Raw genomic sequence first — 21,389 nt, 5'->3', positions numbered from 1 at the left:
ATAAAAAAAGACGCCCGAAAGCGTCCGAAATCCCTTTATGTTCTGTTCTGAGAGGAATATTTTGTTTAAGCGATTATAAGCCGAATCGTTTGGCCAGCTGCGCTTTATCCAGAGCCTTTACCAGCGGCAGTCCCAAAATGAAACAGGCGACAAGTTCGCCGAAGCCGACTTCCAGCGCATTGATCACAAATCCGGTGAGCAGCGCAGTCGGATAGAGCACATAAGCCAGTTCCGCGCCGATAATCACAGCATTAAACAGCACCGGCATCAGCGCCGATACCAGCGGCACGCCTTTCACGCAGAGCTTACGGCACCGCCATGTCAGCATCGCCGCCAAAAAGGTAGCCAGCGTGCCCGCAAACACATCAAAAAAACCGAGTAAATTCACGCCCAGGATCGCACCGATCAGATTCGTCAGAAAGCAGCCCAGCGTTACGCCGGCAATCGCCTCCGGAAACAAAATCGGCAGCAGCGTCATCGCTTCCGCAATCCGAATTTGAATCGGACCGAAAGAGAGCGGCGCCAATGCCAGGGAAACAGCGGCATACAGCGCCGCAATCACCGCGCTGATGCAGAAACGGACTAAAGTCTTATTTTTCATTATCAATTAATTCCTTTCGTGTTTTGTTTATTGTCAGGGGATTGCGACTGACATTTCTTCTCTCAAAACGTATATCATTATATCAGAATTCGGCAATTAATAAAGAGGCAGAATCACATCAGCACATCCAACAGCCGGCCCCGTGTCATTCCAAACAATAGGAAGAGCCAGACGGTTTTAAATAAGCAGCCTCAGCAACCTCCGTTTACATTCCTAAAACTTATTTCTACTATCGCTGCACAAAGAAGAAAGGCTGCATTAACAACGACGTTAGTGCAGCATTTCTTCTTATCTTATGTGTTTGCTTCCATCATTCCAAATTGGCATGACGTTTCATCAGTTCGGCATTATTTTTATCCAGCGATTGCGCTGACATCAAACGGATAACCAGCGCGTCGCCAATCAACAGAACGCATTGTTCAAAGGTATTGGCGCCCGGCTGAACTGACGCGGCCTGATTGTCCTGCCGTTTTGTCGTCCCAGCCGCGACCTCGACAATAAAATCAGCCAACTGGGCAAGGGTTGAGCCCGGATTCGTTGTGATCAATCCCAAATCCGCGCCGATTTTCTTACATTTCATCGCTATCGATTTCAATGTGCCTGTTTCCCCGGAGCCTGAAGCGATCAGCAGCAAATCCCCGGTTTCAATCGCAGGGGTGATCGTATCCCCAACGACATAAACCGTAAAACCGGCATGCATCAGCCGCATCGCAAACCCGCGGATCATCAGCAGCGATCTGCCCGCACCCGCGACGAAAATCCGGTTTGCTTTGCGAATCTGATCTTCCAGTACAGTCAGCTCCGCTTGTTTCAAGCGTGTCCGCGTTTCGTATAATTCATTGAGAATCATTGTCAGGATATCCGTTGTTTTCATTTCCTCAGACGTCCTTTCATGGCAAGAGCTGCCTGCTTAATATCCGCAGCGTTATATAAGGCACTGCCGGCAATGATGATCCCCGGTTTCAACCGGACATAGTCATCGATTGTTTGTAAACTCACACCCCCAGCAACGGCAATTTTTGAAGGATCAATCTTTTCCGCCAGCAGCGTTAAATCTTTCAACGGCGTTCCGCCTTGCTTCTGCCGATCCACGCCGGTATGCACGCCGATCAGATCGACGCCCAGGGTCAAACACAGCTGTGCCTTGGCGGCGAGATCGTCAACGCCGATCAAATCCGCAAGCACCTGCTTTCCCACCGCGTGCGCGGTCTTGACCACCTCTGTGATTGTGGCTTGGTCGGCAAGGGCTAAGACCGTGACGATATCCGCGCCGGCCTCGCAGGCGTCATGACATTCGATCGCTCCTCCATCCATGATTTTCGTATCGGCCAGCACACACAGCCCAGGAAATTTGCTCTTTAAAGCGCGGACGGGGTGCATTCCTTCTTTTATGATCAGCGGGGTTCCGATTTCGACGATATCCACAATATCCTTAACCTTTTCAGCAAGGCAGAGTGCCTTGCCCATTTCGGTCAGATCGATTGCGATTTGTAATTTCATAGTTGCTTCCTTCCTTAGACCGAATAAACGCTTCTTGCGCTTCTATCGGCACTCATCCAAAACTTCCTGGGGAATGCCGGCAGCCGCTTCTTCATCGATGATCAATTCAACATTGGGATGCATTCTCAGCCAGGAAACAGGGAAATGCGGATCCAGTTTTTCGGTTTCAAAGAGTTTTTTCAGCAGCGCTGCCTTATGCGAGCCTGAACAGACGACATAATAATGCTTCGTCTTCATATGTTCCTCCATCCCGGTCGTAATCGCGTGGGTCGGCATCCCTTTTGGACAATCCGCAAACACTTTTGCGTTTTGTTTGCGCGTCGCCTCATCCATTTTTACAACGTGCGTACGCGGAAGAAGGAAATCATCGGGTTCGTTAAATGCAATATGACCGTCATCACCGATACTTGTGATCGCGATATCCAAGCCTCCGGCATCGAGAATTGCCTGAGCATAGCGCCGGCATTCCGCATCTAAATCCAAAGCGTCGGCTTTGGGATAATCGACGTTTTCCATATTGATGTTGACATGATCCATAAAATGCTTATGCATGAAATAAATAAAGCTATGTGGGTCATCCGGTGCCAATCCAGCATATTCATCCATATCAAACGTTCTGATCTGGGAAAAATCCACTTTTCCTTCCTCATACATCTTGACTAAATACCGATACATGCCAATGGGCGAATTCCCTGCCGGCAGGCAGAAGACAAGGTTCGGTTTTTCCTGAATCAAGCGAACTACTTTTTCCGCCATGACGCGGCTGACTTCCTCATAATCTTTGCATACAACAATCTTCATTTTTTCATTCCTCCTGATTTCTATATTTGCGCCTTCTACACAATACCGAAGAAGGATAACGCAAGCCTGCGGCCAGCATACGGCCAGTCAGCTCTTACTCCGAGATGGACTGCAGCTGGCCCCGGCAATAAACGGCCTGCAGAGCAATGTGTTCGTCACAGACGACAATATCCGCGTCCTTGCCCGCCTCTAACGTTCCTTTGCGTCCATCCAAGCCTAAATAAAGCGCTGGATTGATCGTCGCCGCACGGATCGCCGTGACCAGCGGCAGACGAGCCTGACGATGAAGGTGATCGATTCCCTGATTGACATACAGAGCCGAGCCGAACAGCGTGCCATCAGGCAAGCGGAACGCACCTTCGTGCGCAAACTGCGCATAGTCCGGATCATCTTTGCAGTCAGCGGAATCGGTCACTAATATCAGCTTCTCGGCGCCCTTCATCGTACCGATCAGATGCACTGTTTCAAAATGGACATGGACCCCATCTCCGATCACTTCAGCATACAGTTCCTCCAGATTCAACACCGCGCCGAAAATGCCGGGATTTCGGTGATGGAATGGACGCATGCCGTTGCCGCAGTGAGTGATGCCGGTCGCACCGCAGCGCGCCGCCTCCCTGACCTGATCAAAGCTGGCGCCGCTGTGTCCGCAGGAAACCCGGATGCCGTGCGCGACCGCGGTTTTGACAAACGCGTAATCCTCATCAAATTCAACCGCGCATGTGACGGTCAGAATATGACCTCCCGCTAAATTCTGATAGTGCAGCAGCTGCTGCGAATCCGGTTTGACAATTGTGTATAGATCCTGCGCCCCGTGAAACTGATGGGAGATGAAATTTCCTTCCATGTTGATGCCGAGAATTTCCGCACCGGCAGCCTGAGCTTCGATCGCTTCCTTCAGAATCGGCAGCGCGGCTTCGTTGGCCGCCGCGCTCTGGGTTGCGGTTGTCGCTAAAAAAGACGTCACGCCTTCCTTCGGCATATGCTTCTGCCAGCGAAGCATCGCTTCCACTGTGGGCTTGCCGGCATCGCAGCGATTCCAGCCGTGCGTATGGATGTCGATAAAACCCGGCAAAATCCACTGATCCTGATAGTCCTGGTCAACCGGCTTTTCACCATAAGGCAAAACCGCCTCAATGCGGCCGCCGGCAATTTCCAGCTGACCTGGCTGAAACGCGTCGTTGATCCAAACCTGTGTACTTTGAATGATCATGAAATATTCCTCCTCTTTCTTCAAGCTCCTATGCCATGAGATTTAATTGATCCGCTTCAGGAAGGCCAACGATTTTTATTTTTGAATCCAAACACTCTGAATGCTTTGCAGTTTCTTGCCCAATGAATAAATGACGGCTGCGCAAAACGAATACCGTTTTGCCTCACGTTGCTCATTTGCTCACAGAACTTTCTTCAGTAAACAACATATTGCGAATGGATAGATATCGCTTCTATCAAAAGCAAAATTACCTCTCTGATCAGGAACAAAGGATATCTCTGTCATCCCATCGGCGATCATACATTCATCAATCGTCAATTCGACGCCATTCAATATTCGTGGCCTCCATAATTTTACATCTCATTTCTATCGGATACAATAATATTATCACTTATTTTTGTTCATATCAATAAAATTAGGGTAATCCTCCTTTCGATTTCAATAAGATTGGGAAACAGGATTGCTTGAACCAATAATTTTGATAAAATAATAGGTATCAGACGGAGGTTTTTATGCAAACATCACAAAAAGCCATGGAGCGCCAGTCGCGCATCCGCGATTTATTGTGCTCAAAGGGAACCTTGACATTGCAGGAGCTGGTTGTCCTTTTAAATTGCAGCGAAGCGACGATTCGCAATGATTTGAGCAAACTGGAAAAGGAAGGTGTGCTGCAGCGCGTCTTCGGCGGTGCGGTGGCCAATGAAAGCACCGGCCGGAACTCCGTCATTTCCAAGCGCATGAACCGGGAAGTGGAAGAAAAAAACAAATAGCAGATTATGTTGTCAAGAATCTGATTCAGCCGAATATGATTTTGACATTGGATTCCGGCACGACGAATATGATGCTCGCCAAAAAAATAGTCGACGCCAAAATTCCGTGCACGATTGTGACCAATTCTTTTTCCGCAGCAACGATTATCTCAAAATCTCCGCACATCCAGCTGTACTTAGCTGGGGGATTCTTAGATGTTCAGCACGAATCATTTCATGATGATGTTTCTGAGCTGATTGTTAAAGCCTACCGAAGCAACCTATGCTTCATAACGCCTAATGGCTTGGATCAGAACGGCACAGTCACCAGTTCCAGCATACCGGAAAATTCGATCAAGCAGCTGATGATCAGACAGGCGGATAAAACGGTCGTTCTGGCAGATCATACCAAACTATGCAATACGGAACTCAGAGTGATCTGCTACGCCGACAGCGTGGATCAGGTCATCACGGATTATCAAGCATCAGCAGAACAAATCAGTATGTTAACGCAGGCCGGTTTCCGAATCGTTCAGGCTTAACAGGAAAATCAATTCTGTGCTTAAGAAAGCAAAAAATCCAGGGACTTCCTGGATTTTTCTCAAACTTATTTTATTCCAATCCCGATGATGAGTCCTATATCGCTCAACATGACACGGCAGCGTTGCTGCCTTTATCTCGTTTCCAGATTGGCTTAACTTCATGTCCGTGGGGGATCGATGCCCACCTCTGCGTTAAGCCTGTTTTTGATAATTTCTCTCCCCCTGCAGAGGTGGGGGGAATCCTCGCTTATTTCGTTGAATAGCCATATTTAAAGAATTATACCTAACAAGGATAACCGTTTTCAGTGCTTCCTTAAAATTCTTAAAAACCTTCAAAACATAATCTTAATTATCCCGCAGGTTTATCCGCAGGAATTAATTCACATCCTTAAGAATAATTTTAACTAAAGCACCGCTTTGCTGCTCTTTTCCGCTTAATTCATAAACAGTGCGCTTAGAGTCATTGTCTAATTGCAGATTTTCTTTTGTCATTAATCTGACCTTTTATTCTTCTATCGGAAGCAGCGAATCACTTTCCGAGTACAGCATGACACAGGCCATTAACATGCCGTAGACAAAACGGATAATCAGCTGAACAATCTGGGACGCCCAGGCTGCGCCGATAAACCAGCAGGCCGCTTCAGCGATCGCGCAGCAAGTAAACGCAAGCATGTAGATTTTCATGCGAAGATCAGTTTCCTTAGCCTTTTCCCGCAGCCGGCGGCGACGGAATTGCCGCCAGCAGCCTTCAAACATCTTAGCGAAGCCGAACAGCTCAAAGATCCGGCAGACCAGCATCAGAATTCCGCTGTATCGTAACGGCAAACTGGCAGCCAGAGAAAGCAGGCAGCAGATCATCGCGCCCAGCAAGCCGAGGCCGGAAATCAGAAAAGCCCGGATCTCACTGCTGCGAAAGTTCATCATCATGCCGATGGCACATAAGCCGTAGCCGATCATATTGAAAACCCAGACCAGACCCTCCCAAGGCAGTTTCACAATCGTCAGGGTCAGAAACATCAAACCCCAGAAAATCAAAAGCATTCCTTTTTTCATTCGCTGTCCCCCTTTCGTGTGGTTGACAACAGATTAAAAACATTAAAGCCTTCCTGCCGTTTGCGCTGCGTGGAGAACTGCAGATCAAAAGGATTGCCTTTTTCATCCTCCAACGTCATCGTCGGACTCAGCCGCATCGACTGCAGCGGATCGACCGTTTTTTCCTTAAAGCTGCCCTGAATGACAATTTCACCCTGCGGCACCAACAAGCCCTTCCATTCCTCCACCGGCTTATCGTTGATAATCAGCTCCAGCACGTCCAATACATTTTCTGCCGTAGTGCTGGAAATACTGGCAAAGTGCAGCATCTTTGTCGCGTTTAAGCGAATCGTAAAGCTGCCGTCATCCTTGGATGTCATTTCAGTAATTTCAAACGGACCCTCGTTCTTCTCTTTCGGCACCAGCTTCAGCTTTCCCAAACGAATCTGTTCTTCACTGCCGTCAGTAAACGTTAATATCGCATCGGACAAATCCAGCCCGCCGCTCTCCGGCCATTCGGTTTCCATCGGGGCAATGACAGCCTGCACGGTCGTCACTTCAAACGGACCGAAGCTCTGCGTTGTCCGGCCGATCACATACACAGGAAAATCCTTGGCGACAAAACGCATGGAATCCACGGTTTTAGGTTCATCCTGAGCGCTTAGATAACTGAATTCAAAACCCATCATTTCCGAGGAACGGCTTTGATAGATCAATTCTGTGTTCTGTTCAATCAGGGTCAGGCTTTCAACCCGGAATACGCTGACTAAAAGCAGCAGCACCGCGGCGCAAAGCCCCAGCAAGCCTGTCATGATCAATAATAAACGATTTCCTTTTCGCATTGTCGGCTCCTTTCCATTAACGATATAAAATGCTTTTCAGCCGCATCAGAGTATTTATGGGATCAGAAATCACGGTCTTTTTACGTTTAGACAGGAAACGTCAATTTCCGATTGGCTTTATTATCTCATTGAATGGCTGCAGATTCAATGAAACAGATGTGAACAGTTTGGGACTTTTTGTCTAAATTCAGAAAATTCCTTTCCAAGTCATGCAGTCAGAACGGTTTTTGATCTGAAGCTTTTAGCGCAGAATCCATCCGATGATCAAAATGATCCCTGTCTATGATCGGTTCTGTTCCTGACCTTATGATATAAGATGTTTTTGCCGCTATAAAGGCTATATATTTTTTCATTTCTTCCCCCTGGTTCATCATTGAGGTATAAGATAATCCGTAACGCAGGACTTCATTTCCTTGATTTCATTTATGACTTTTATCTTTTTATGAATTTCCGTCCAATTTGAACAGATAAGCATTAAATAAGCCTGTACCGGCGGCCCGTCTTGCTTCAAAAAAGCAAGACGTTCCCAACAAAATAATATCTTGGTTTTTCAGGAAAGCGCAGTCATTCCCGTCTTCTAAACTAAGTCTTTAAACAGAAAAGCGCGCTTTTAAAATAAATTTTTATGCGCATTCAATTCATTCTCTTTTATAATCTGATGCTTTTTCATGGTAAAATAAGAAAAACCTCAGGAGGGATGACCATGAAATGTCAGGAAGCCGCCGTTTTATTAAAGAAAAATATTCAACAGATTCTGGTCGGCAGTGAACAGAGCTGCGATTTGATGATGATGAGCTTGTTAGCAGGGGGCCACATTCTGTTGGAAGATGTTCCAGGCACAGGCAAAACAACCTTGGCCAAGGCTGTCGCGCAATCGCTGAACCTCTCGTTTAAACGGGTTCAGTTCACGCCGGATCTGATGCCGTCGGATCTGATCGGCATTCAGTTTTACAATCAGGCCAAAGGTGAATTTGAGTTCCGCCCCGGCCCTTTATTCACGCAGCTGGTGCTGGCGGATGAGATCAACCGGGCTGCCCCGCGGACTCAATCCAGTTTACTGGAAGCCATGGAAGAACATCAGATCAGCGTGGAAGGAACAACCTACCCGCTGCCGGAGCCGTTTTTCGTCATCGCGACGCAGAATCCGATCGAAAATCAAGGAACCTTCCCGCTTCCGGAAGCGCAGATTGACCGTTTCATGGTTCGCATTCATCCGGGTTATCCTTCGCCGCAGGAAGAAGTGCGGATGCTGAAGAACCTTAGTGCGCAGGCCTCAATGCCAAAATTGGACGCGGTTCTGGATGGAGCGCAGTTATTAGCGATGCGCAGAGAAGTCGATGCCGTCCGCATCCATGATGTCTTATTAAACTATGCTTTACAAGTTATCAGTAAGACACGAGCCCATGAGCGAATTCAGCTGGGCGTCAGTCCCCGCGGCGCTTTAGCCTGGATCCGCTGCGCCAAGGCAAAAGCGGCCATGGAGGGACGGGATTATGTGCTGCCGGATGATTTAAAAGCCTGTGCCCAGCCGGTACTGACTCACCGTTTGATTCTGGGAGGATTGAGCCTGGGATCAGATCGGCAAGCGGAAGCCGTCTTAGCCCAGATTCTTGAAGAAATTCCAGTGCCGGTTGAAAAGTTTCAGGGTTGATTCCCTATGACGCTGTTGTTAATCTTTATTCTCGGTCTGACGCTTGTCCAGCTGGGCCGTCTTTACTTTGAACGGCAGGGAGCGCGCGAGCTGAGCATCACGCTGCTCAGTGATGTCAGCCGGCTGGAGCCGGGACAGACCCTGACGTTGACGGTGATTTTAGAAAATAAGAAACGCATGAGTGTTCCGCATGTTTCCGCACGGATTCTGTTTCCCGCCATCCTGGAATGTCTGGAACCGGATCTCATTTTGAACGATGAAAGCACGGCTTCAGCGCTTGTCCTGCATACGACGCTGGCCGGAAGGCAGAAAAAAACCCGGACGCTGAAGTTCATCGCCCGGCAGCGGGGGGCCGGGGAGTTCCGGGTGACCACTTCCCTTTCTGATTATTTAAGCCTGACTCAGCTGGATGGACCGCAGGCGCAGCCGCGATTGTGTATCGTTCATCCGCTGCGGCAGTTTCCTTCATCCCTTGCCGCTCATCCCTGCGGGCTGCAGGGTCAGCGCTCAGTTCGGCGCTGGCTTTATCCCGATCCGATTTTTTATACGGGCGTCCGTCCATATCAGCCGCAGGACAGCTTCCGCGATATCGACTGGCGGGCAACGGCACGGTACCAGTCATTATACGTAAAAGAATACGATCACACCTCAGATCCGGCGTTTTCAATTTTCTTAATTTTGCAGTCGATTCAAAATTTGTTTGCGGATGATGCGGAATTTATGGAAAGGGCCGTGCAGTTCGCCGCCGCCATGCTGGATCAAAGCCAGCGCCAGCAGCTGCCAACGGCGTTGGTAACCAATGCGGTCGTGCGGTTTACCGTTGCGGACACCTCAGTCTGTGATCACAGTTTGAACCATACAGTCAGCTGTCTGGATCTGTTAGCCTGCGCCGCACCCTATCCGCTGAGTGAGCCGACACGGTTATTTCAGCGTTATCCGCAGCTGCTGGACGCCGCGCATCATTGCCTGTTGATTCTGAATACTTTGACTGAGCCTTTACAGGAATGGGTGATGAAGATTTGCGCCCAAGGTACAGCGGTCACCCTGGTATGCTGGACGCTGCCGGATCTTAAGGGCTTGCCGGAGAACTGCGATGTTCTGTCTTTAAGGAAGGAGGAAAGGGAATGAAACGTTTCTTTCCTTATTTAATTTCCCTGCAGCAATGTCTTTGCGGTTTATGGATCATGTTCGTTCTCGTCCAGACCTTTCTTTCGCAAACCCTTTCGCTGCTTGGATGCGGACTGTTTTTCTTTGTTCAGTGGGGGCTGTCGCATTTATCCTGTGAGAAAAAGCCGGCGCTGCGAACCGGACTGTTCTTCCTCTGCATTCTCCTCTTTGCTGTGCTGATTCCTACGCATCGGGATGTTCTGACGATAGGACTGACCGCCGTCGGCTTAATGTTGGAAACCGGGTTGATTTTTTCATTGAAAGAGCTGCGCGACTGTTCGTGGGGCCGGTTGGGCATCGGCGGCCTGACTCTGGTTCTTTTAAATCTGGTGAGTCCTTCCCCGGCCTTGATCCGCTATTCGCTGCTGTTAGTCTTAGCCGCATTATGCCTGCGGGTTCAGTCGCAATTTGTCAACCCAGCTCATCCGGCTTCCTTGATGAATTTAGATCAGGATCAGGAAAAACTGTTATTAAAATTGGCGGGAATGCAGTTGTTCGTTACGTTGCTCATCAGCCCGATAAGCTCGATGATTCTCTTTCTGGCGCAGCTGCTCAGCCAGGGACTGACATGGATTTTAAGCTTTTTAATCGAAGCGTTTGCCTTTGTCTTCTCGGCGATCATTCTGTCGCTGCAAAGCTTGATCCGCTGGATTCTTTCTCAGCAGAAAGGGACTGAATCGGCCCCGGCGCTTACACCGCAGCCGGACGCTGCGATGACGCCCAGTCCTGAATCATCAGCGGCTACCTCCTCTCTTTTCAATGGGATTCTGGCGTTCATTCTGCTGATCGCCGCGGTGTTTCTGCTTGTTTCTCTGATTCGCTGGCTGATTCGGCTGATCCGCAAATCCCGCCCGGTTTCCTTGGAAGGCGGATTTGCGAGCGAAGAAATCAACAGCTCTGAAATCCCTGTCCGGCCGAATTTGCGCCAGCGCCTGCAGGCTTGGCTGCATCCTGAAGTTCTCTCTCCCATTCGGAAGCAATACAAGGAAGCGGTTGATGAACGGATTGAAAAAGGTCATCCTTACGCGCCGCATACGACGCCTTGGGAATACTGGTCAGAAGTTCAAGCGGATGAGGCCGATGATCAGTTTGAAAAGCTGACGCAGGCTTATAATGAAGAACGCTACCGGCCTTAATCTATACACACATTCACGAACAAAGACCACAGGATAGAATCTGTCTTGTGGTTTTTTTAAGAAATAGTTCTGGTTTGTGACGGTCTGATAAAACTTGAAGTTTTTTCCTCTTTTTGCGGGGCTTTTTGTCCTTTTCCGCAATATCGAAGGTGGAGGTCATTGCCTATGGATAAAGATCAAACGCAAAAACGGCCCAGCCTTCACTTAACCAATGATTTCGTTTTTAAAGCCTTCTTCACCTATGACTCCGACAAAGACGGACGCATGCTTGAAGACTTAACCACAAAATTAATTCGCTCCCGGGTGAAAGTCGAAAAACGCAGCGCCACGGAACTCTACGCTCCCAACGATCAAGGGAAAGATATCCGCCTTGATGTCAGCGCTCAGTTCATTCCTCGTGCCTATCTTAATTTGGAGATGCAGACATCAAAAATGCAGATCGAAAACCGAGCGGTCTATTACGCCTCGATGTTGTTAACCCAACAGGAAAACAAAGGGCTTCATTACTCTGATCTAATGCCTGTGATTCAGGTCTTCTTTCTGGATTATCTTTTTCCCCCAAAAGAACATTTTTCCGACAAAGCGATCCATGCTTATCAGTTTCAGGAAATTGATGATCATGACTGCTTGACAAATTTGATGACAATTTATATCATTGAGATAGCAAAGATAATTCAAGTGAAGCATAGTTATGATGAACTCAATGAAATTGAACAATGGCTCTGGTTTATCAAATACTACGATGATGAACTTAGTGATCCAATCGTCGCAGAGTTAGTTCGACGGCAAGACATATTTAAGGAGGCGAGTGAAATTATGAATGCCATCAGCAATGATCCAGCCATCCGTGACGCAGCCTTTGCACGCGATAAAGAACTGAGAGATCGAGCCCAAATCAAATATGAAGGAAGAGAAGAAGAACGCCTGAATGTAGCCCGCTCACTGCTTCGCAAGCACCTGAACGATGATTTGATTATCGAATGCACAAAAGTAACCACGGAACAATTAGCTAAGTTAAAATTAGAACTGAATTCCATGATATTTTAATAGTAAAATAATTGCTGGATCGGATGGCTGCTAAATTAGATCCTGCGGAATTAAAAAAAGGGAAAAGTCAAAGTTACAAAGACTGCCCGATGAGCCTTCTATGCTTATTGGCCTCTCAGAGTCGGATTGAAGACTACGATACAGATGTGGATTTTGTCTGACGGCACTCTATTGATCATCAAACCAATGAACGGATTGATTTTTGATTCCTCGTTGGAGTTTATGAAAAAGCTGATTATTTCTATTCTGGATGACCCTTTCAAAATGGTTCGTTACCTAGGAGCTTAGACTTCCCGAAAGAAAAAGCTCTGTTCTCTCATCCGCAAAATGATCAAAAACCCTCGTGCTTGGATTCGCAAGAAGCTTTCTTCTCATCGCCAGTTCTGAAAGTAATTTCTTCAGAATGGTTTGGCTACTTGAATTCATCAGCGCTGGATATGCAATTTCCTAACAGATAGAAAAAGCAGGTTATCTCACCTGCTTTTTCCAATGGCAAACACTTAATTTTCTTTTTTTGGTTTTCTCGGCTTTGGTTTTGGCAGATGCTCGCAAGTCATCCTTACGATCTGTCCCAGCTTCTCCCGATCATCCAGATCTTCGATTAAAAAGCTTTCCTTCGCTCCCGCATAGGGCGGTGCTTTCGGACAATCCGGCATGCTTTCTGCGACAGGCGGTGTGATTTTGATAAACAGCTGATCATCACAGATCACACCGAAGAACACCTGATCGCAATACAGACCATATTCTCCGAACATGCGTTTCCACGTGATGGTGCCGGCTAAAGCCAGCTGATCCGCCACATACGTGACAAATTCCAGTGTTGAGGCCATCATTAATAACAGGCGATGTTGCTGTCGGTTCGGGATTCCGTTCCGCCAATCAACGTGCCGTTCTCCATTCTGAGAATCATTTGTCCGCGGCCGAAAACACCGGGATCCAAGCAGACTTCAATTCGATGGCCTCTTCTTTGCAGCGCCTTGGCTAATGCGGCTGGGAAATGGGGTTCAACCAAGATGCGGTTGTCCTGTTTCCACAGCCAGCGCGGCGCATCCAGCGCCATCTGCGGATTGAAATGGAAATCGATCAGGTTCATCGCAACCTGCACATGTCCCTGCGGCTGCATATGCCCTCCCATAACGCCGAATGGTCCGACCGCTTTGCCGTCTTTCATCATAAAGCCGGGAATGATCGTATGATAGGTACGCTTGCGCGGCTCTAAATAATTGGCATGCTTTTCATCCAGCGAAAAGCCGCGCCCCCGATTCTGCAGCGCAATCCCGGTACCGTCGACCACAATTCCGCTGCCGAAGCCCATATAATTGCTTTGGATATAGGAAACCATATTGCCTTCTTCATCCGCTGTGCATAAATAAACCGTTCCGCTTTGCGGCAGCTTGCTGACCTGCGGGTCCTGTGCCCAATCCGTAATCTGCGCGGCGCGGTCAGGGCCGAGCTTCGGATCCAGCAGCTGTTCGGTTTTGACCTTCATGGCTTTGGGATCCGTGATATAGAACAGACCATCCTTAAACGCCATCTTCATCGCTTCCAACTGACGATGCACCGTTTCAACATGCAGCTTCTCTGTAAACTGGAACTCCTTAAGGATATTCAGTGCCATCAAAGCAATGATCCCCTGGCCATTGGGCGGAAGCTCGCAGATTTCATACCCCCGGTAATTCATGCGGATCGGCGTGACCCATTCATTTTCAAAGTCTTCCAAATCGGCTTTTCGCAAGTATCCGCCATATTTGCAGCTGCAGGCGTCGATCTGATCGGCGAGCTTGCCATGGTAAAAACTTTCTGTTTGCGTTTCTCCAATTTCTCTCAGTGTCTTTGCATGATTTTTCAAAGTGATGACGTCACCCGGCTGAGGAGCGCGGCCCTCAGGAGCGAAGGTCTTAAACCATTCGTCAAACTCCGGCTTTCCGGCAAATTCCTTTCTGTACTGATCATAAGCAACACGCCAGTAATGCGCTAAAACCGGCGGGCAGGGATAACCTTCCTCGGCATAACGAATTGCCGGAACCAGGCATTGCGCCAGCGTCAGCTTTCCAAAACGTTCATTCAGACTTTTCCAGGCTTTCACAGCGCCCGGAACGGTCACCGGCGTCCAGCCAAAGGTGGGCATTGACGTCTGTCCCTGAGCTTTAATGGAATCGGCTGAGATCGCTTCCGGCGCAAACCCTGAAGAATTCAAACCGAACAGTTCATTTTTATGCCAGACGATCGCAAACGCATCGCTGCCTAAACCATTGGCTGCCGGTTCCACCACGGTCAGCGCCGCGGCCGTGGCAATCGCCGCATCCATCGCATTGCCGCCCTGACGCAGTATTTCCAGACCCGCGGCCGAGGCCAGAGCAGATCCGGTGCAGACCATGCCTCTGCGGGCCATCACCGGAAACCGGCTGGATGGATAGAGTTGATCAAAACAGTCAAAATTCATCATTGTTCTTCCTCCAACATGACTTGTAATTTCAGTGTCATCGCGATTGTTTTTCCATCGATGATCTCTCCGCGCATCACCTGATCGACGACTTCCTTCAAAGGTACTTTCACACAGTTCAGGAATTCATCTTCATCCAGATGGACGCCGACAAAGGTCAGCCCCTTCGCCCAATACATCTGAATGGTTTCTTCCAGATAAGCGCCGGTCGGCACCATTTCGCCCAGAAACACGAATTCCTCAGCCTGATAGCCGGTTTCTTCCTGCAGTTCACGCTTCGCGGTCACAAGCGGATCCTCGCCCCGTTCTCGTTTACCGGCTGGGACTTCGCGCATAATCCGCTGTTGCGCGTAGCGGAATTGATCGACGAGAAGCAGTTCGTTCTGATCTGTTAATGCCGCGATCGCAACACCCCCGGGATGTTCGACTACCTCGCGGATCGTTTCCGTACCGTCAGGCAGTATGACTTCATCGTGCCGCACATGAATCAAACGGCCGGTGAACACGCGTTTTTGCGATCTTGTTTTCTCAGTGAGTTCCATATTTTCCCCCCTCATTTTCTGTTCATTTCCCGGATGTCCTCGTGGGAGTCAGGGATTTCACGTTCAACTCTGATTTAGTTATAGAGAGATTTTTGAGAAAAAGCAAGTTGAAAATGCGCTTCCTTCAACTTAGTGAAACTGAAACGCTTCTCAACCTCAGGGAAACGATTATAATAGAAGCAGAGTAGGAAGAAGGAGCGCACATGAATATTCCCGGAATTCTTTTAACGATTCTCTCAGCGCTGTTGTTTGCCATCTCGCCCGTCTTAGTTAGCTGGACTTACGGCTGGGGCAACAATCCGCTGACAATGGTTATGTTCCGCAATCTGTTTGTGCTGCCGGTGTTGTTGATTCTGATGAAAAAGGATCATACCGCAATCAGGCTGCCGCGCGAACAGTTTTTTCAGCTGTTGTTTATCGCGGCAATGGGTTCCTGTCTGACCCCCTTGCTTCTTTACAGCAGTTATTCCTACATCGGCGTCGGCGCGGGCACCACGCTGCATTTTTTCTATCCGATTTTTGTCGCTTTATTCTGCCGTTTTTTCTATCATGAAACACTGGGCAAAGCTAAAATCAGAGCGCTTATTTTAGCCTTGACCGGCACCTTGTTCTTCATGGACTTCAGTAATCTGACCAATCTGGCCGGCGTGGCGATGGCGCTAACTTCTGGGATGACTTACGCCTTTTATATGGTCTTGTTGGAAAAGCAGGGACTGTCCCGGCTGAATCCCTTTCTATGCTCGTTTTGGCTGGCGTTATTTGCGGCAGCCGATCTCTTTGTCGTGGGTTCCTTTACAGGTTCTCTGTGCTTCCAGCAGCCGGCAGTTTCCTATCTGACGATGATCATCATCGCTATGATGACCTCCTTTCTGGCGGTTGTCCTGCTCCAGAAAGGGATCGAAGCCCTGGGTTCGTCCACCGCTTCAATCTTCTGTTTATTTGAGCCGATCGGCAGTGTGATCTGCGGCGCTCTGTTTCTGCACGAAGAATTAACCATCTCGAAAATTTTAGGCTGTCTGATTATCATTTTGGCGGTCGTTTTGTTGATTATGGCTGGACGAAAAAACAAATCCCAAGATAAAATCCAGTGATTCGCCTTATTCATCAAACCCAGCGAATCGGTTCGTCAAAATGAAACCCGCCGCAAGTTCTTTCACTTTTACGCGGCTCCTTTTATCTTTCTCACGGATCACAGCCTAGAAGTCCTGAACCTAACCTCATCCCGGCTTCTGGATTTTCCTTTTAAAATTTGCGGATTTCTCTGCCTCTGCGGAGTTTTTTTCTTTTTGCATTTCGCTTTCGTTTCAACCTGTTATAATGAAAAAGGTAAAAATCATGGACTTACAATTCAATGAGGTGAAAAAACGTGAAAAAAGCGGTAAAGATCGGCATCATCATCCTTACAGTCATACTGATCATTGCCGGCTGTACTTATGGCGCGGCCAACTGGGCAATGGATTCCATGCTGAATAAAATGGAACATGGCGAAGTCATCGAAAATGAAAATGCCCAGATTGCTCCGGAAGTCAGCGAAGCGGTGAAAGAAAGAAAAGTTGTCAACATCGCTTTGTTTGGTGCGGACAACAGCCAGGGGCCGACGGGAACCGATGAAGACCGCAGTGATGCTATGAAGATTGTATCGCTGGACTTTGACAACAAGAAACTTAAAATTACTTCCGTTGAGCGGGATGTCGTCGTCTGGATTCCGGGTGATCATCAAAAATATGGTCATTTTAACTGGGCTTATTGGTTCGGCGGGGCGACGCTTGCGGTCCAGACATTGAATTATAATCTGGATCTGGATATTACGCAGTATGTTACATTTAGTTTTAACGCAGTGGAAAAGCTCGTTGATTTGATCGGCGGGGTCGAAATTGAGTTAACCGCAAAAGAAGTTGGCGCTTTGCGAGGTCAGACGCAGAACAGCGTCCGGACAGGCAAGAACACGTTAAATGGCTATGACGCCATGATGTATTGCCGGCAGCGCTACATTGACAGCGACTTTGTCCGGATGGACCGGCAGAATAATGTCATCAGCGCGATCATTGCAAAGCTGAAGCACAAAAACATTCTGGAACTGATGGATATTGTGAATGATATGCTTCCTTATATCACAACGAACCTGACCAATTCCGAGATTAAAGATTATTTGATCTCGTTATTAAGCTTTGACTTGACAAATATTGAAACCTATAAAGAGCCAAGCGGAGAATATGACGATATTATGCGCGGTCCAGGCTTAGGCGGCTATCTTGTCCGCAGCTACAGCGGTATGGTGCGGCATCTGCACGCCAACATTTACGGCGATGATGAATATAAACCAAGTCAAACTGTACTGGATAACGAAAAGAAAACCTACAAGACCTACGGGGAATTCAAGAAATAAATGAAATTGCAGTAAAGAGAGAAGGGACACGCATGCCAGGTTTAGGGACACTGATTAACGGATTGGCGGTCGTCGCCGGCGGATTGCTCGGTTTAGTTTTCCGCAGGGGACTTCCGCAGCGGTTTCAGAATACGTTGATGCAGGCGTTAGGATTATCATCAATTTTTATTGGAATATCCGGATCGCTGGAGAAAATGCTGCAAATTCAAAACGGATTTGTCTGCGTTCAGGGCACATTGCTCGCGGTGCTCAGCCTAGCCGCAGGGGCACTGCTGGGTGAGTGGATTAATTTAGAGCGTCGTTTTGAACAGCTGGGCTTATGGCTCAAGAAGAAAACCGGAAGCGAAAAAGACTCCCGGTTTATGCAAGGCTTCCTTACCGCTTCGCTGACAATCTGTATCGGTGCGATGGCGATTGTCGGCGCTTTGCAGGACGGCTTGTCGGCCGATCCTTCCTTGCTAATCACTAAAGCCGTATTGGACTGCCTGATCATCATGATCTTTACTTCTGCCTTTGGCAAAGGCGCTGTCTTTTCAGTGATTCCGCTTGTTTTCTTTCAAGGATCAATCACGATTCTGGCGCAGTTCATCGCTCCCTTGTTAACGACACAGATGCTTGACAATCTGTCCATGATCGGCTCGATGCTGATCTTTTGCGTCGGTATCAATCTGATGTTCAACACTAAAATCAGAGTCGCTAATCTGCTTCCGGCTTTGCTGATTGCAATCCTGCTGACGCCTTTGCTCTAATAAACCTTTAACTCTCAGAATGCCTAAATCTATTAAAGATCATCTTGCAAAACAATTTAAATTTCTGCGTCAGCCTTTGATTCTTGCTGTGAATGCTGATAATAGCTTTCGGTCTTATACGCAATCTTTTCTTTAAACTTCGCAAACAAGGGATGCTTGTTCCATCGATGCAGATCTTCAGCCCCGCGCCAGGCGATCAGCTGAAACAAAGGCAAAAAAACGAACGGGGTCAACGCTTCATCGAGCTGCCGACCGAGTGAAAATGTCGTTGGATCAGGATCGTCGCAATCCAGACTCAATAGAACGACCCTTTTCGTGACCTGCCGGGTTGCCTCGGCAATCGTCTCCATCCGCGGTGAGGTTTCATCCTTGGGATCGATGATGAACACGGTATAATCAGGAGCTAACTGTAAATTCGGTCCATGCAGATATTCCTCGCTCTCATAAGCAGAAGTAGGAATGCCAATCGTTTCGCCGATTTTCAGTGCGCCTTCCAATGCCGTGCCATAGCTCGCGCCCGCGCCGATCACATAAGCCTGGTGCATCGACGTAACTAACGCGTAATTGTTTTCCACCCAGGCTTCACTGTGGATAACCGCCTCACCATGAATTTCAACCGCAGATTGAAGCTCACTCGCATACGCCTCCGCCTGTTCCTCAGATAACCGCCCATTTTCCTTTGCGGTCTGCAGCGCTGCCATCCACAGGTACAAAATCAGACTGACAACGCCCTGCGTGACATAACCGACCTTTTCCTCACCGACACCCCAGTCGATGATCTGATCCGCTTCTGTTTCAAAATCACTGTGCGGATTGCCGGTGATGCCAATCGCGGGGCGTCCCAACGAGCGAATCAAGCGCAGCGCTTCTATCGCGTTGGTGCTGCATCCGCTTTGAGAGACAACTGCGCACAAACCAACGCCTGCAAGTGACGACTCGTAATGGACGAACGTAAACGGTGTGACAACTCGTACTCTCTGCTGGAGTACCTTTTCCATCCAGCGGCGGGCACAGACGCAGCTGTTATATGAGGAACCAGAGGCGATCAACAAGATCTCCCCCTCGGGCGCCTGGCGGTAAGCCTCGACAAACGCTTTCGTTAATTCGACGCCGCGGCTCAAATTGGCTCGCAGGACGTCAGTACTGTTGTGAATATAGGTCTGCATTGTAGGTTTCATTTATTTTTCCTTTCCTTATTTCATATGTATGTTTTTATCATGGCAAGGAAAGCGAAACAGCGAAGGCAGCCGTCAACAACTTTCCTTCGCTTTCGCTTTTATTCTATCCAGTCCAGGATTTCCGTCAGAGAATGGATTGAACGATGCGCCCGACTCTGGTCAAAGCCAAACCGGAAGTCCTGCTTGGCACACACTGTCATTCCAGCGGCATACGCCGCGGCAATCCCCACCGTCGAATCTTCTACGGCGACGCAATCTGTGCAGCGGCAGTCCAGCTGCTGAGCCGTGAACCAGTAAATTTCTGGATCCGGCTTGCTTTTCACAAACTGCTCACCTGATACTATCGTATCAAAGCAGGAGGTTAAGCCGCATTGCTCTACCATTTGATCGATTGCCGCGCGGGGAGAGGAAGAAGCCACCGCCGTCTTGATTCCCTTAGCGTGGAGCTGGTTCAGGACAGGGAGGACATCCTGATCCAGCACTTCATCATAACGTACCGGCTTGTCTTTCCAATACGCGCGGTAGCGGGTCTGCAATTCTTTCAATGTCATCGTCTTCGGCCAGTAGGACAACGCCCATTCCCAAGTTCGCTTCGATGTCCAGCCAACCGTTTGACGATACGCTTGTTCGTCGATCGGAATCTGATGCTTCTGCATAAAATGCAGGAAACGGTTCATATAGACGGGTTCGCTGTCTACCAGCACTCCGTCCATATCAAAGATGACCGCCTGCATCAGCTTAATAATCAAACTGCCGGTAGTAGCGGCGGAAGGCCAACGAATGTCCGGTATGATGCTCCCAATGCGCCGCCAAGCGTCCGGTAGTAATCGTTTCAAAGACCATTGGGCTGCAGATATCCGCGAACTTCGCGTCCACGCCCGGAATCAGATAGTCGGACAGATCGATGATGACCTTCTTTTCGGCGTACTGATTCAAGAACTTCTCTACCCGCTCATCCAGCGGACGGCAAGCGTCGACACCTTTGACTAAGATAACCAGCGTGTCTTCATCGACCAACTCCAGCGAACCATGGAAGAATTCCGGCGAGGAAACCGCCTTCGTGCGCTTCCACTGCATTTCTTCCAGAATGCACATCGTAAACATGTAAACGTCACCCCAGACGGTCCCAGAACCAACCCACATCTGATACTCTTCCTTATGATACTGCTTCGCGATCTTCGCGGCGACAGGCTCAAATTTTTCTTTAACCTGAACTAATCCTTCATGGACATGTTCCATTTCTGAGGCAAATTGGGCATAATCCGGGAATTCCCCGCGCAGCTCGGCCAGCTTCAACAGAATGTAATAGAAGCTCAGATAGGTATTTTCAACCCCGCTGGAATCGATCAGGCAGACATGATCTGCAATTTCTGCCAGCGGTGTTTCGGCCTTGGTAATCGCGACCGTCTCAATCCCGCGCTCCTTGCACCATTTGACCACCGCGACCGTTTCCTTGGTATCGCCAGACTTGCTGCCGGTAATCACAATCGAATTGCGGATTAGCTGCTTATGCCCTTCCAGCATCAGCTCCGCCGCGTTAACGCAGTACACTGGAATCGAGGAATGGTTTTCAACGACCTTCTTCATTGATGTGAATTCTGCGGTCGTTCCGCCAACCCCTGTCAAAAACAGATTGCTGTAGCCGCGCTGATGCAGCTTTTCGGCGATAGCTTCCAGTTCCGGCCGTTTGGAAACGACCATCGCACCCATCTTGAGGTATTCGTCTTTTTCAAATTTAATCATATTAATCAGTCTCCTTCCCATAGTTATTTTTTCCTTAAAGATGACGTTACGCTTTGAGTCATCCCTT

The 21,389-nt window shown here is 48.6% G+C and carries 23 protein-coding genes; 9 read left to right on the top strand and 14 right to left on the bottom strand.

Annotated features, from left to right (window positions below; all coding sequences use genetic code 11):
- Positions 1-73: 73 nt before the first annotated feature.
- The 5 genes from BN162_RS14615 to nagA form a co-directional block, all read right to left on the bottom strand.
- Positions 74-601 carry a QueT transporter family protein gene (locus BN162_RS14615; RefSeq protein WP_020225868.1) on the bottom strand — a complete coding sequence of 176 codons (528 nt, stop codon included), beginning with the start codon at positions 599-601 and terminating at the stop codon, positions 74-76.
- 310 nt (positions 602-911) lie between these two features.
- Positions 912-1,475, bottom strand: coding sequence for a 6-phospho-3-hexuloisomerase (hxlB, locus tag BN162_RS14610; protein WP_020225867.1), 564 nt, complete (start codon positions 1,473-1,475; stop codon positions 912-914).
- A complete protein-coding gene (gene hxlA, locus BN162_RS14605) occupies positions 1,472-2,101 on the bottom strand; it encodes a 3-hexulose-6-phosphate synthase (protein ID WP_020225866.1) in 630 nt (209 codons plus the stop codon). The genes hxlB and hxlA overlap by 4 nt, the downstream gene beginning before the upstream one ends.
- Positions 2,102-2,143: 42 nt before the next feature.
- Complete coding sequence (locus tag BN162_RS14600; protein ID WP_020225865.1) at positions 2,144-2,902, bottom strand: glucosamine-6-phosphate deaminase; 759 nt, start codon at positions 2,900-2,902, stop codon at positions 2,144-2,146.
- 94 nt (positions 2,903-2,996) lie between these two features.
- Positions 2,997-4,115, bottom strand: a complete 1,119-nt coding sequence (gene nagA / locus BN162_RS14595) for an N-acetylglucosamine-6-phosphate deacetylase (protein WP_020225864.1) — start codon at positions 4,113-4,115, stop codon at positions 2,997-2,999.
- 512 nt (positions 4,116-4,627) lie between these two features.
- Here nagA and BN162_RS14590 point away from each other — a divergent pair.
- On the top strand, positions 4,628-4,885 hold the full coding sequence (locus BN162_RS14590; RefSeq protein WP_020225863.1) for a DeoR family transcriptional regulator: 258 nt from the start codon (positions 4,628-4,630) through the stop codon (positions 4,883-4,885).
- 35 nt (positions 4,886-4,920) lie between these two features.
- Complete coding sequence (locus BN162_RS14585; protein ID WP_020225862.1) at positions 4,921-5,406, top strand: DeoR/GlpR family DNA-binding transcription regulator; 486 nt, start codon at positions 4,921-4,923, stop codon at positions 5,404-5,406.
- Positions 5,407-5,910: 504 nt separating this feature from the next.
- On the opposite strand, the gene BN162_RS14580 is transcribed toward BN162_RS14585, so the two are convergent.
- The 3 genes from BN162_RS14580 to BN162_RS18675 all read right to left on the bottom strand — a co-directional run bounded on the left by BN162_RS14580 (position 5,911) and on the right by BN162_RS18675 (position 7,633).
- Positions 5,911-6,459, bottom strand: a complete 549-nt coding sequence (locus tag BN162_RS14580) for a hypothetical protein (protein WP_020225860.1) — start codon at positions 6,457-6,459, stop codon at positions 5,911-5,913.
- Positions 6,456-7,280 carry a hypothetical protein gene (locus BN162_RS14575; RefSeq protein WP_020225859.1) on the bottom strand — a complete coding sequence of 275 codons (825 nt, stop codon included), beginning with the start codon at positions 7,278-7,280 and terminating at the stop codon, positions 6,456-6,458. The genes BN162_RS14580 and BN162_RS14575 overlap by 4 nt, the downstream gene beginning before the upstream one ends.
- 215 nt (positions 7,281-7,495) lie before the next feature.
- Complete coding sequence (locus BN162_RS18675; protein ID WP_020225858.1) at positions 7,496-7,633, bottom strand: hypothetical protein; 138 nt, start codon at positions 7,631-7,633, stop codon at positions 7,496-7,498.
- 350 nt (positions 7,634-7,983) lie between these two features.
- On the opposite strand from BN162_RS18675, the gene BN162_RS14570 reads away from it, so the two are divergent.
- From BN162_RS14570 to BN162_RS14555, 4 genes are all read left to right on the top strand, one after another.
- Positions 7,984-8,931: an AAA family ATPase gene (locus BN162_RS14570; RefSeq protein ID WP_020225857.1), complete on the top strand. Its 948-nt coding sequence runs from the start codon at positions 7,984-7,986 to the stop codon at positions 8,929-8,931.
- Between the two features lie 6 nt (positions 8,932-8,937).
- Positions 8,938-10,059: a DUF58 domain-containing protein gene (locus BN162_RS14565; RefSeq protein WP_020225856.1), complete on the top strand. Its 1,122-nt coding sequence runs from the start codon at positions 8,938-8,940 to the stop codon at positions 10,057-10,059.
- The gene (locus BN162_RS14560) at positions 10,056-11,234 is read left to right on the top strand and encodes a DUF4129 domain-containing protein (RefSeq protein ID WP_020225855.1); all 1,179 of its coding nucleotides are present in this window, start codon (positions 10,056-10,058) and stop codon (positions 11,232-11,234) included. The genes BN162_RS14565 and BN162_RS14560 overlap by 4 nt, the downstream gene beginning before the upstream one ends.
- 165 nt (positions 11,235-11,399) lie before the next feature.
- Positions 11,400-12,281, top strand: coding sequence for an Rpn family recombination-promoting nuclease/putative transposase (locus tag BN162_RS14555; RefSeq protein ID WP_020225854.1), 882 nt, complete (start codon positions 11,400-11,402; stop codon positions 12,279-12,281).
- 500 nt (positions 12,282-12,781) lie between these two features.
- Here BN162_RS14555 and BN162_RS14550 read toward each other — a convergent pair whose 3' ends face one another.
- Genes BN162_RS14550 through BN162_RS14540 form a run of 3 tightly spaced genes read right to left on the bottom strand, consistent with a single transcriptional unit; the run spans position 12,782 to position 15,266 of the window.
- Entirely contained in the window at positions 12,782-13,114 is a 333-nt protein-coding gene (locus tag BN162_RS14550) for a TfoX/Sxy family protein (RefSeq protein WP_020225853.1), read from the bottom strand.
- Positions 13,114-14,727 (bottom strand): gamma-glutamyltransferase family protein, encoded by a 1,614-nt coding sequence (locus BN162_RS14545; RefSeq protein WP_020225852.1) that lies wholly within the window; start codon positions 14,725-14,727, stop codon positions 13,114-13,116. The genes BN162_RS14550 and BN162_RS14545 overlap by 1 nt, the downstream gene beginning before the upstream one ends.
- Complete coding sequence (locus BN162_RS14540) at positions 14,724-15,266, bottom strand: NUDIX domain-containing protein (RefSeq protein ID WP_020225851.1); 543 nt, start codon at positions 15,264-15,266, stop codon at positions 14,724-14,726. Before BN162_RS14540 ends, BN162_RS14545 begins: the two co-directional genes overlap by 4 nt.
- A 203-nt stretch (positions 15,267-15,469) precedes the next feature.
- Here BN162_RS14540 and BN162_RS14535 point away from each other — a divergent pair, with 203 nt between their 5' ends.
- From BN162_RS14535 to BN162_RS14525, 3 genes are all read left to right on the top strand, one after another.
- The gene (locus tag BN162_RS14535) at positions 15,470-16,357 is read left to right on the top strand and encodes a DMT family transporter (RefSeq protein WP_020225850.1); all 888 of its coding nucleotides are present in this window, start codon (positions 15,470-15,472) and stop codon (positions 16,355-16,357) included.
- 275 nt (positions 16,358-16,632) lie between these two features.
- Positions 16,633-17,652 carry an LCP family protein gene (locus BN162_RS14530; protein ID WP_020225849.1) on the top strand — a complete coding sequence of 340 codons (1,020 nt, stop codon included), beginning with the start codon at positions 16,633-16,635 and terminating at the stop codon, positions 17,650-17,652.
- 32 nt (positions 17,653-17,684) lie between these two features.
- Positions 17,685-18,401 carry a DUF554 domain-containing protein gene (locus tag BN162_RS14525; protein ID WP_020225848.1) on the top strand — a complete coding sequence of 239 codons (717 nt, stop codon included), beginning with the start codon at positions 17,685-17,687 and terminating at the stop codon, positions 18,399-18,401.
- Between the two features lie 56 nt (positions 18,402-18,457).
- On the opposite strand, the gene BN162_RS14520 is transcribed toward BN162_RS14525, so the two are convergent.
- The 3 genes from BN162_RS14520 to BN162_RS14510 form a co-directional block, all read right to left on the bottom strand.
- The gene (locus BN162_RS14520) at positions 18,458-19,579 is read right to left on the bottom strand and encodes an SIS domain-containing protein (RefSeq protein WP_020225847.1); all 1,122 of its coding nucleotides are present in this window, start codon (positions 19,577-19,579) and stop codon (positions 18,458-18,460) included.
- A 98-nt stretch (positions 19,580-19,677) separates the two neighbouring features.
- On the bottom strand, positions 19,678-20,313 hold the full coding sequence (locus BN162_RS14515) for an HAD family hydrolase (RefSeq protein ID WP_280109969.1): 636 nt from the start codon (positions 20,311-20,313) through the stop codon (positions 19,678-19,680).
- Between the two features lie 4 nt (positions 20,314-20,317).
- Positions 20,318-21,322 (bottom strand): SIS domain-containing protein, encoded by a 1,005-nt coding sequence (locus tag BN162_RS14510; RefSeq protein ID WP_020225845.1) that lies wholly within the window; start codon positions 21,320-21,322, stop codon positions 20,318-20,320.
- Positions 21,323-21,389: the final 67 nt, after the last annotated feature.

Source organism: Holdemania massiliensis AP2, from assembly GCF_000327285.1.
GTDB lineage: Bacteria > Bacillota_I > Bacilli_A > Erysipelotrichales > Erysipelotrichaceae > Holdemania > Holdemania massiliensis.
Note: the sequence above shows the minus strand (reverse complement) of the source record. Positions and strands in the feature narration are given on the sequence as shown.

Excerpts from the sequence above, each read along its gene's own strand:
- BN162_RS14525 (WP_020225848.1), top strand. The coding sequence starts at position 17,685 with ATGCCAGGTTTAGGGACACTGATTAACGGATTGGCGGTCGTCGCCGGC.
- BN162_RS14575 (WP_020225859.1), bottom strand. The coding sequence starts at position 7,280 with ATGCGAAAAGGAAATCGTTTATTATTGATCATGACAGGCTTGCTGGGG.
- BN162_RS14570 (WP_020225857.1), top strand. The coding sequence starts at position 7,984 with ATGAAATGTCAGGAAGCCGCCGTTTTATTAAAGAAAAATATTCAACAG.
- BN162_RS14590 (WP_020225863.1), top strand. The coding sequence starts at position 4,628 with ATGCAAACATCACAAAAAGCCATGGAGCGCCAGTCGCGCATCCGCGAT.
- BN162_RS14550 (WP_020225853.1), bottom strand. The coding sequence starts at position 13,114 with ATGATGGCCTCAACACTGGAATTTGTCACGTATGTGGCGGATCAGCTG.
- hxlB (WP_020225867.1), bottom strand. The coding sequence starts at position 1,475 with ATGAAAACAACGGATATCCTGACAATGATTCTCAATGAATTATACGAA.
- BN162_RS14600 (WP_020225865.1), bottom strand. The coding sequence starts at position 2,902 with ATGAAGATTGTTGTATGCAAAGATTATGAGGAAGTCAGCCGCGTCATG.
- nagA (WP_020225864.1), bottom strand. The coding sequence starts at position 4,115 with ATGATCATTCAAAGTACACAGGTTTGGATCAACGACGCGTTTCAGCCA.
- BN162_RS14545 (WP_020225852.1), bottom strand. The coding sequence starts at position 14,727 with ATGATGAATTTTGACTGTTTTGATCAACTCTATCCATCCAGCCGGTTT.
- BN162_RS14540 (WP_020225851.1), bottom strand. The coding sequence starts at position 15,266 with ATGGAACTCACTGAGAAAACAAGATCGCAAAAACGCGTGTTCACCGGC.
- BN162_RS14580 (WP_020225860.1), bottom strand. The coding sequence starts at position 6,459 with ATGAAAAAAGGAATGCTTTTGATTTTCTGGGGTTTGATGTTTCTGACC.
- BN162_RS14535 (WP_020225850.1), top strand. The coding sequence starts at position 15,470 with ATGAATATTCCCGGAATTCTTTTAACGATTCTCTCAGCGCTGTTGTTT.
- BN162_RS14565 (WP_020225856.1), top strand. The coding sequence starts at position 8,938 with ATGACGCTGTTGTTAATCTTTATTCTCGGTCTGACGCTTGTCCAGCTG.
- BN162_RS14520 (WP_020225847.1), bottom strand. The coding sequence starts at position 19,579 with ATGAAACCTACAATGCAGACCTATATTCACAACAGTACTGACGTCCTG.
- BN162_RS18675 (WP_020225858.1), bottom strand. The coding sequence starts at position 7,633 with ATGAAAAAATATATAGCCTTTATAGCGGCAAAAACATCTTATATCATA.
- BN162_RS14585 (WP_020225862.1), top strand. The coding sequence starts at position 4,921 with ATGATTTTGACATTGGATTCCGGCACGACGAATATGATGCTCGCCAAA.
- BN162_RS14510 (WP_020225845.1), bottom strand. The coding sequence starts at position 21,322 with ATGATTAAATTTGAAAAAGACGAATACCTCAAGATGGGTGCGATGGTC.
- BN162_RS14560 (WP_020225855.1), top strand. The coding sequence starts at position 10,056 with ATGAAACGTTTCTTTCCTTATTTAATTTCCCTGCAGCAATGTCTTTGC.
- hxlA (WP_020225866.1), bottom strand. The coding sequence starts at position 2,101 with ATGAAATTACAAATCGCAATCGATCTGACCGAAATGGGCAAGGCACTC.
- BN162_RS14615 (WP_020225868.1), bottom strand. The coding sequence starts at position 601 with ATGAAAAATAAGACTTTAGTCCGTTTCTGCATCAGCGCGGTGATTGCG.
- BN162_RS14555 (WP_020225854.1), top strand. The coding sequence starts at position 11,400 with ATGGATAAAGATCAAACGCAAAAACGGCCCAGCCTTCACTTAACCAAT.
- BN162_RS14515 (WP_280109969.1), bottom strand. The coding sequence starts at position 20,313 with ATGCAGGCGGTCATCTTTGATATGGACGGAGTGCTGGTAGACAGCGAA.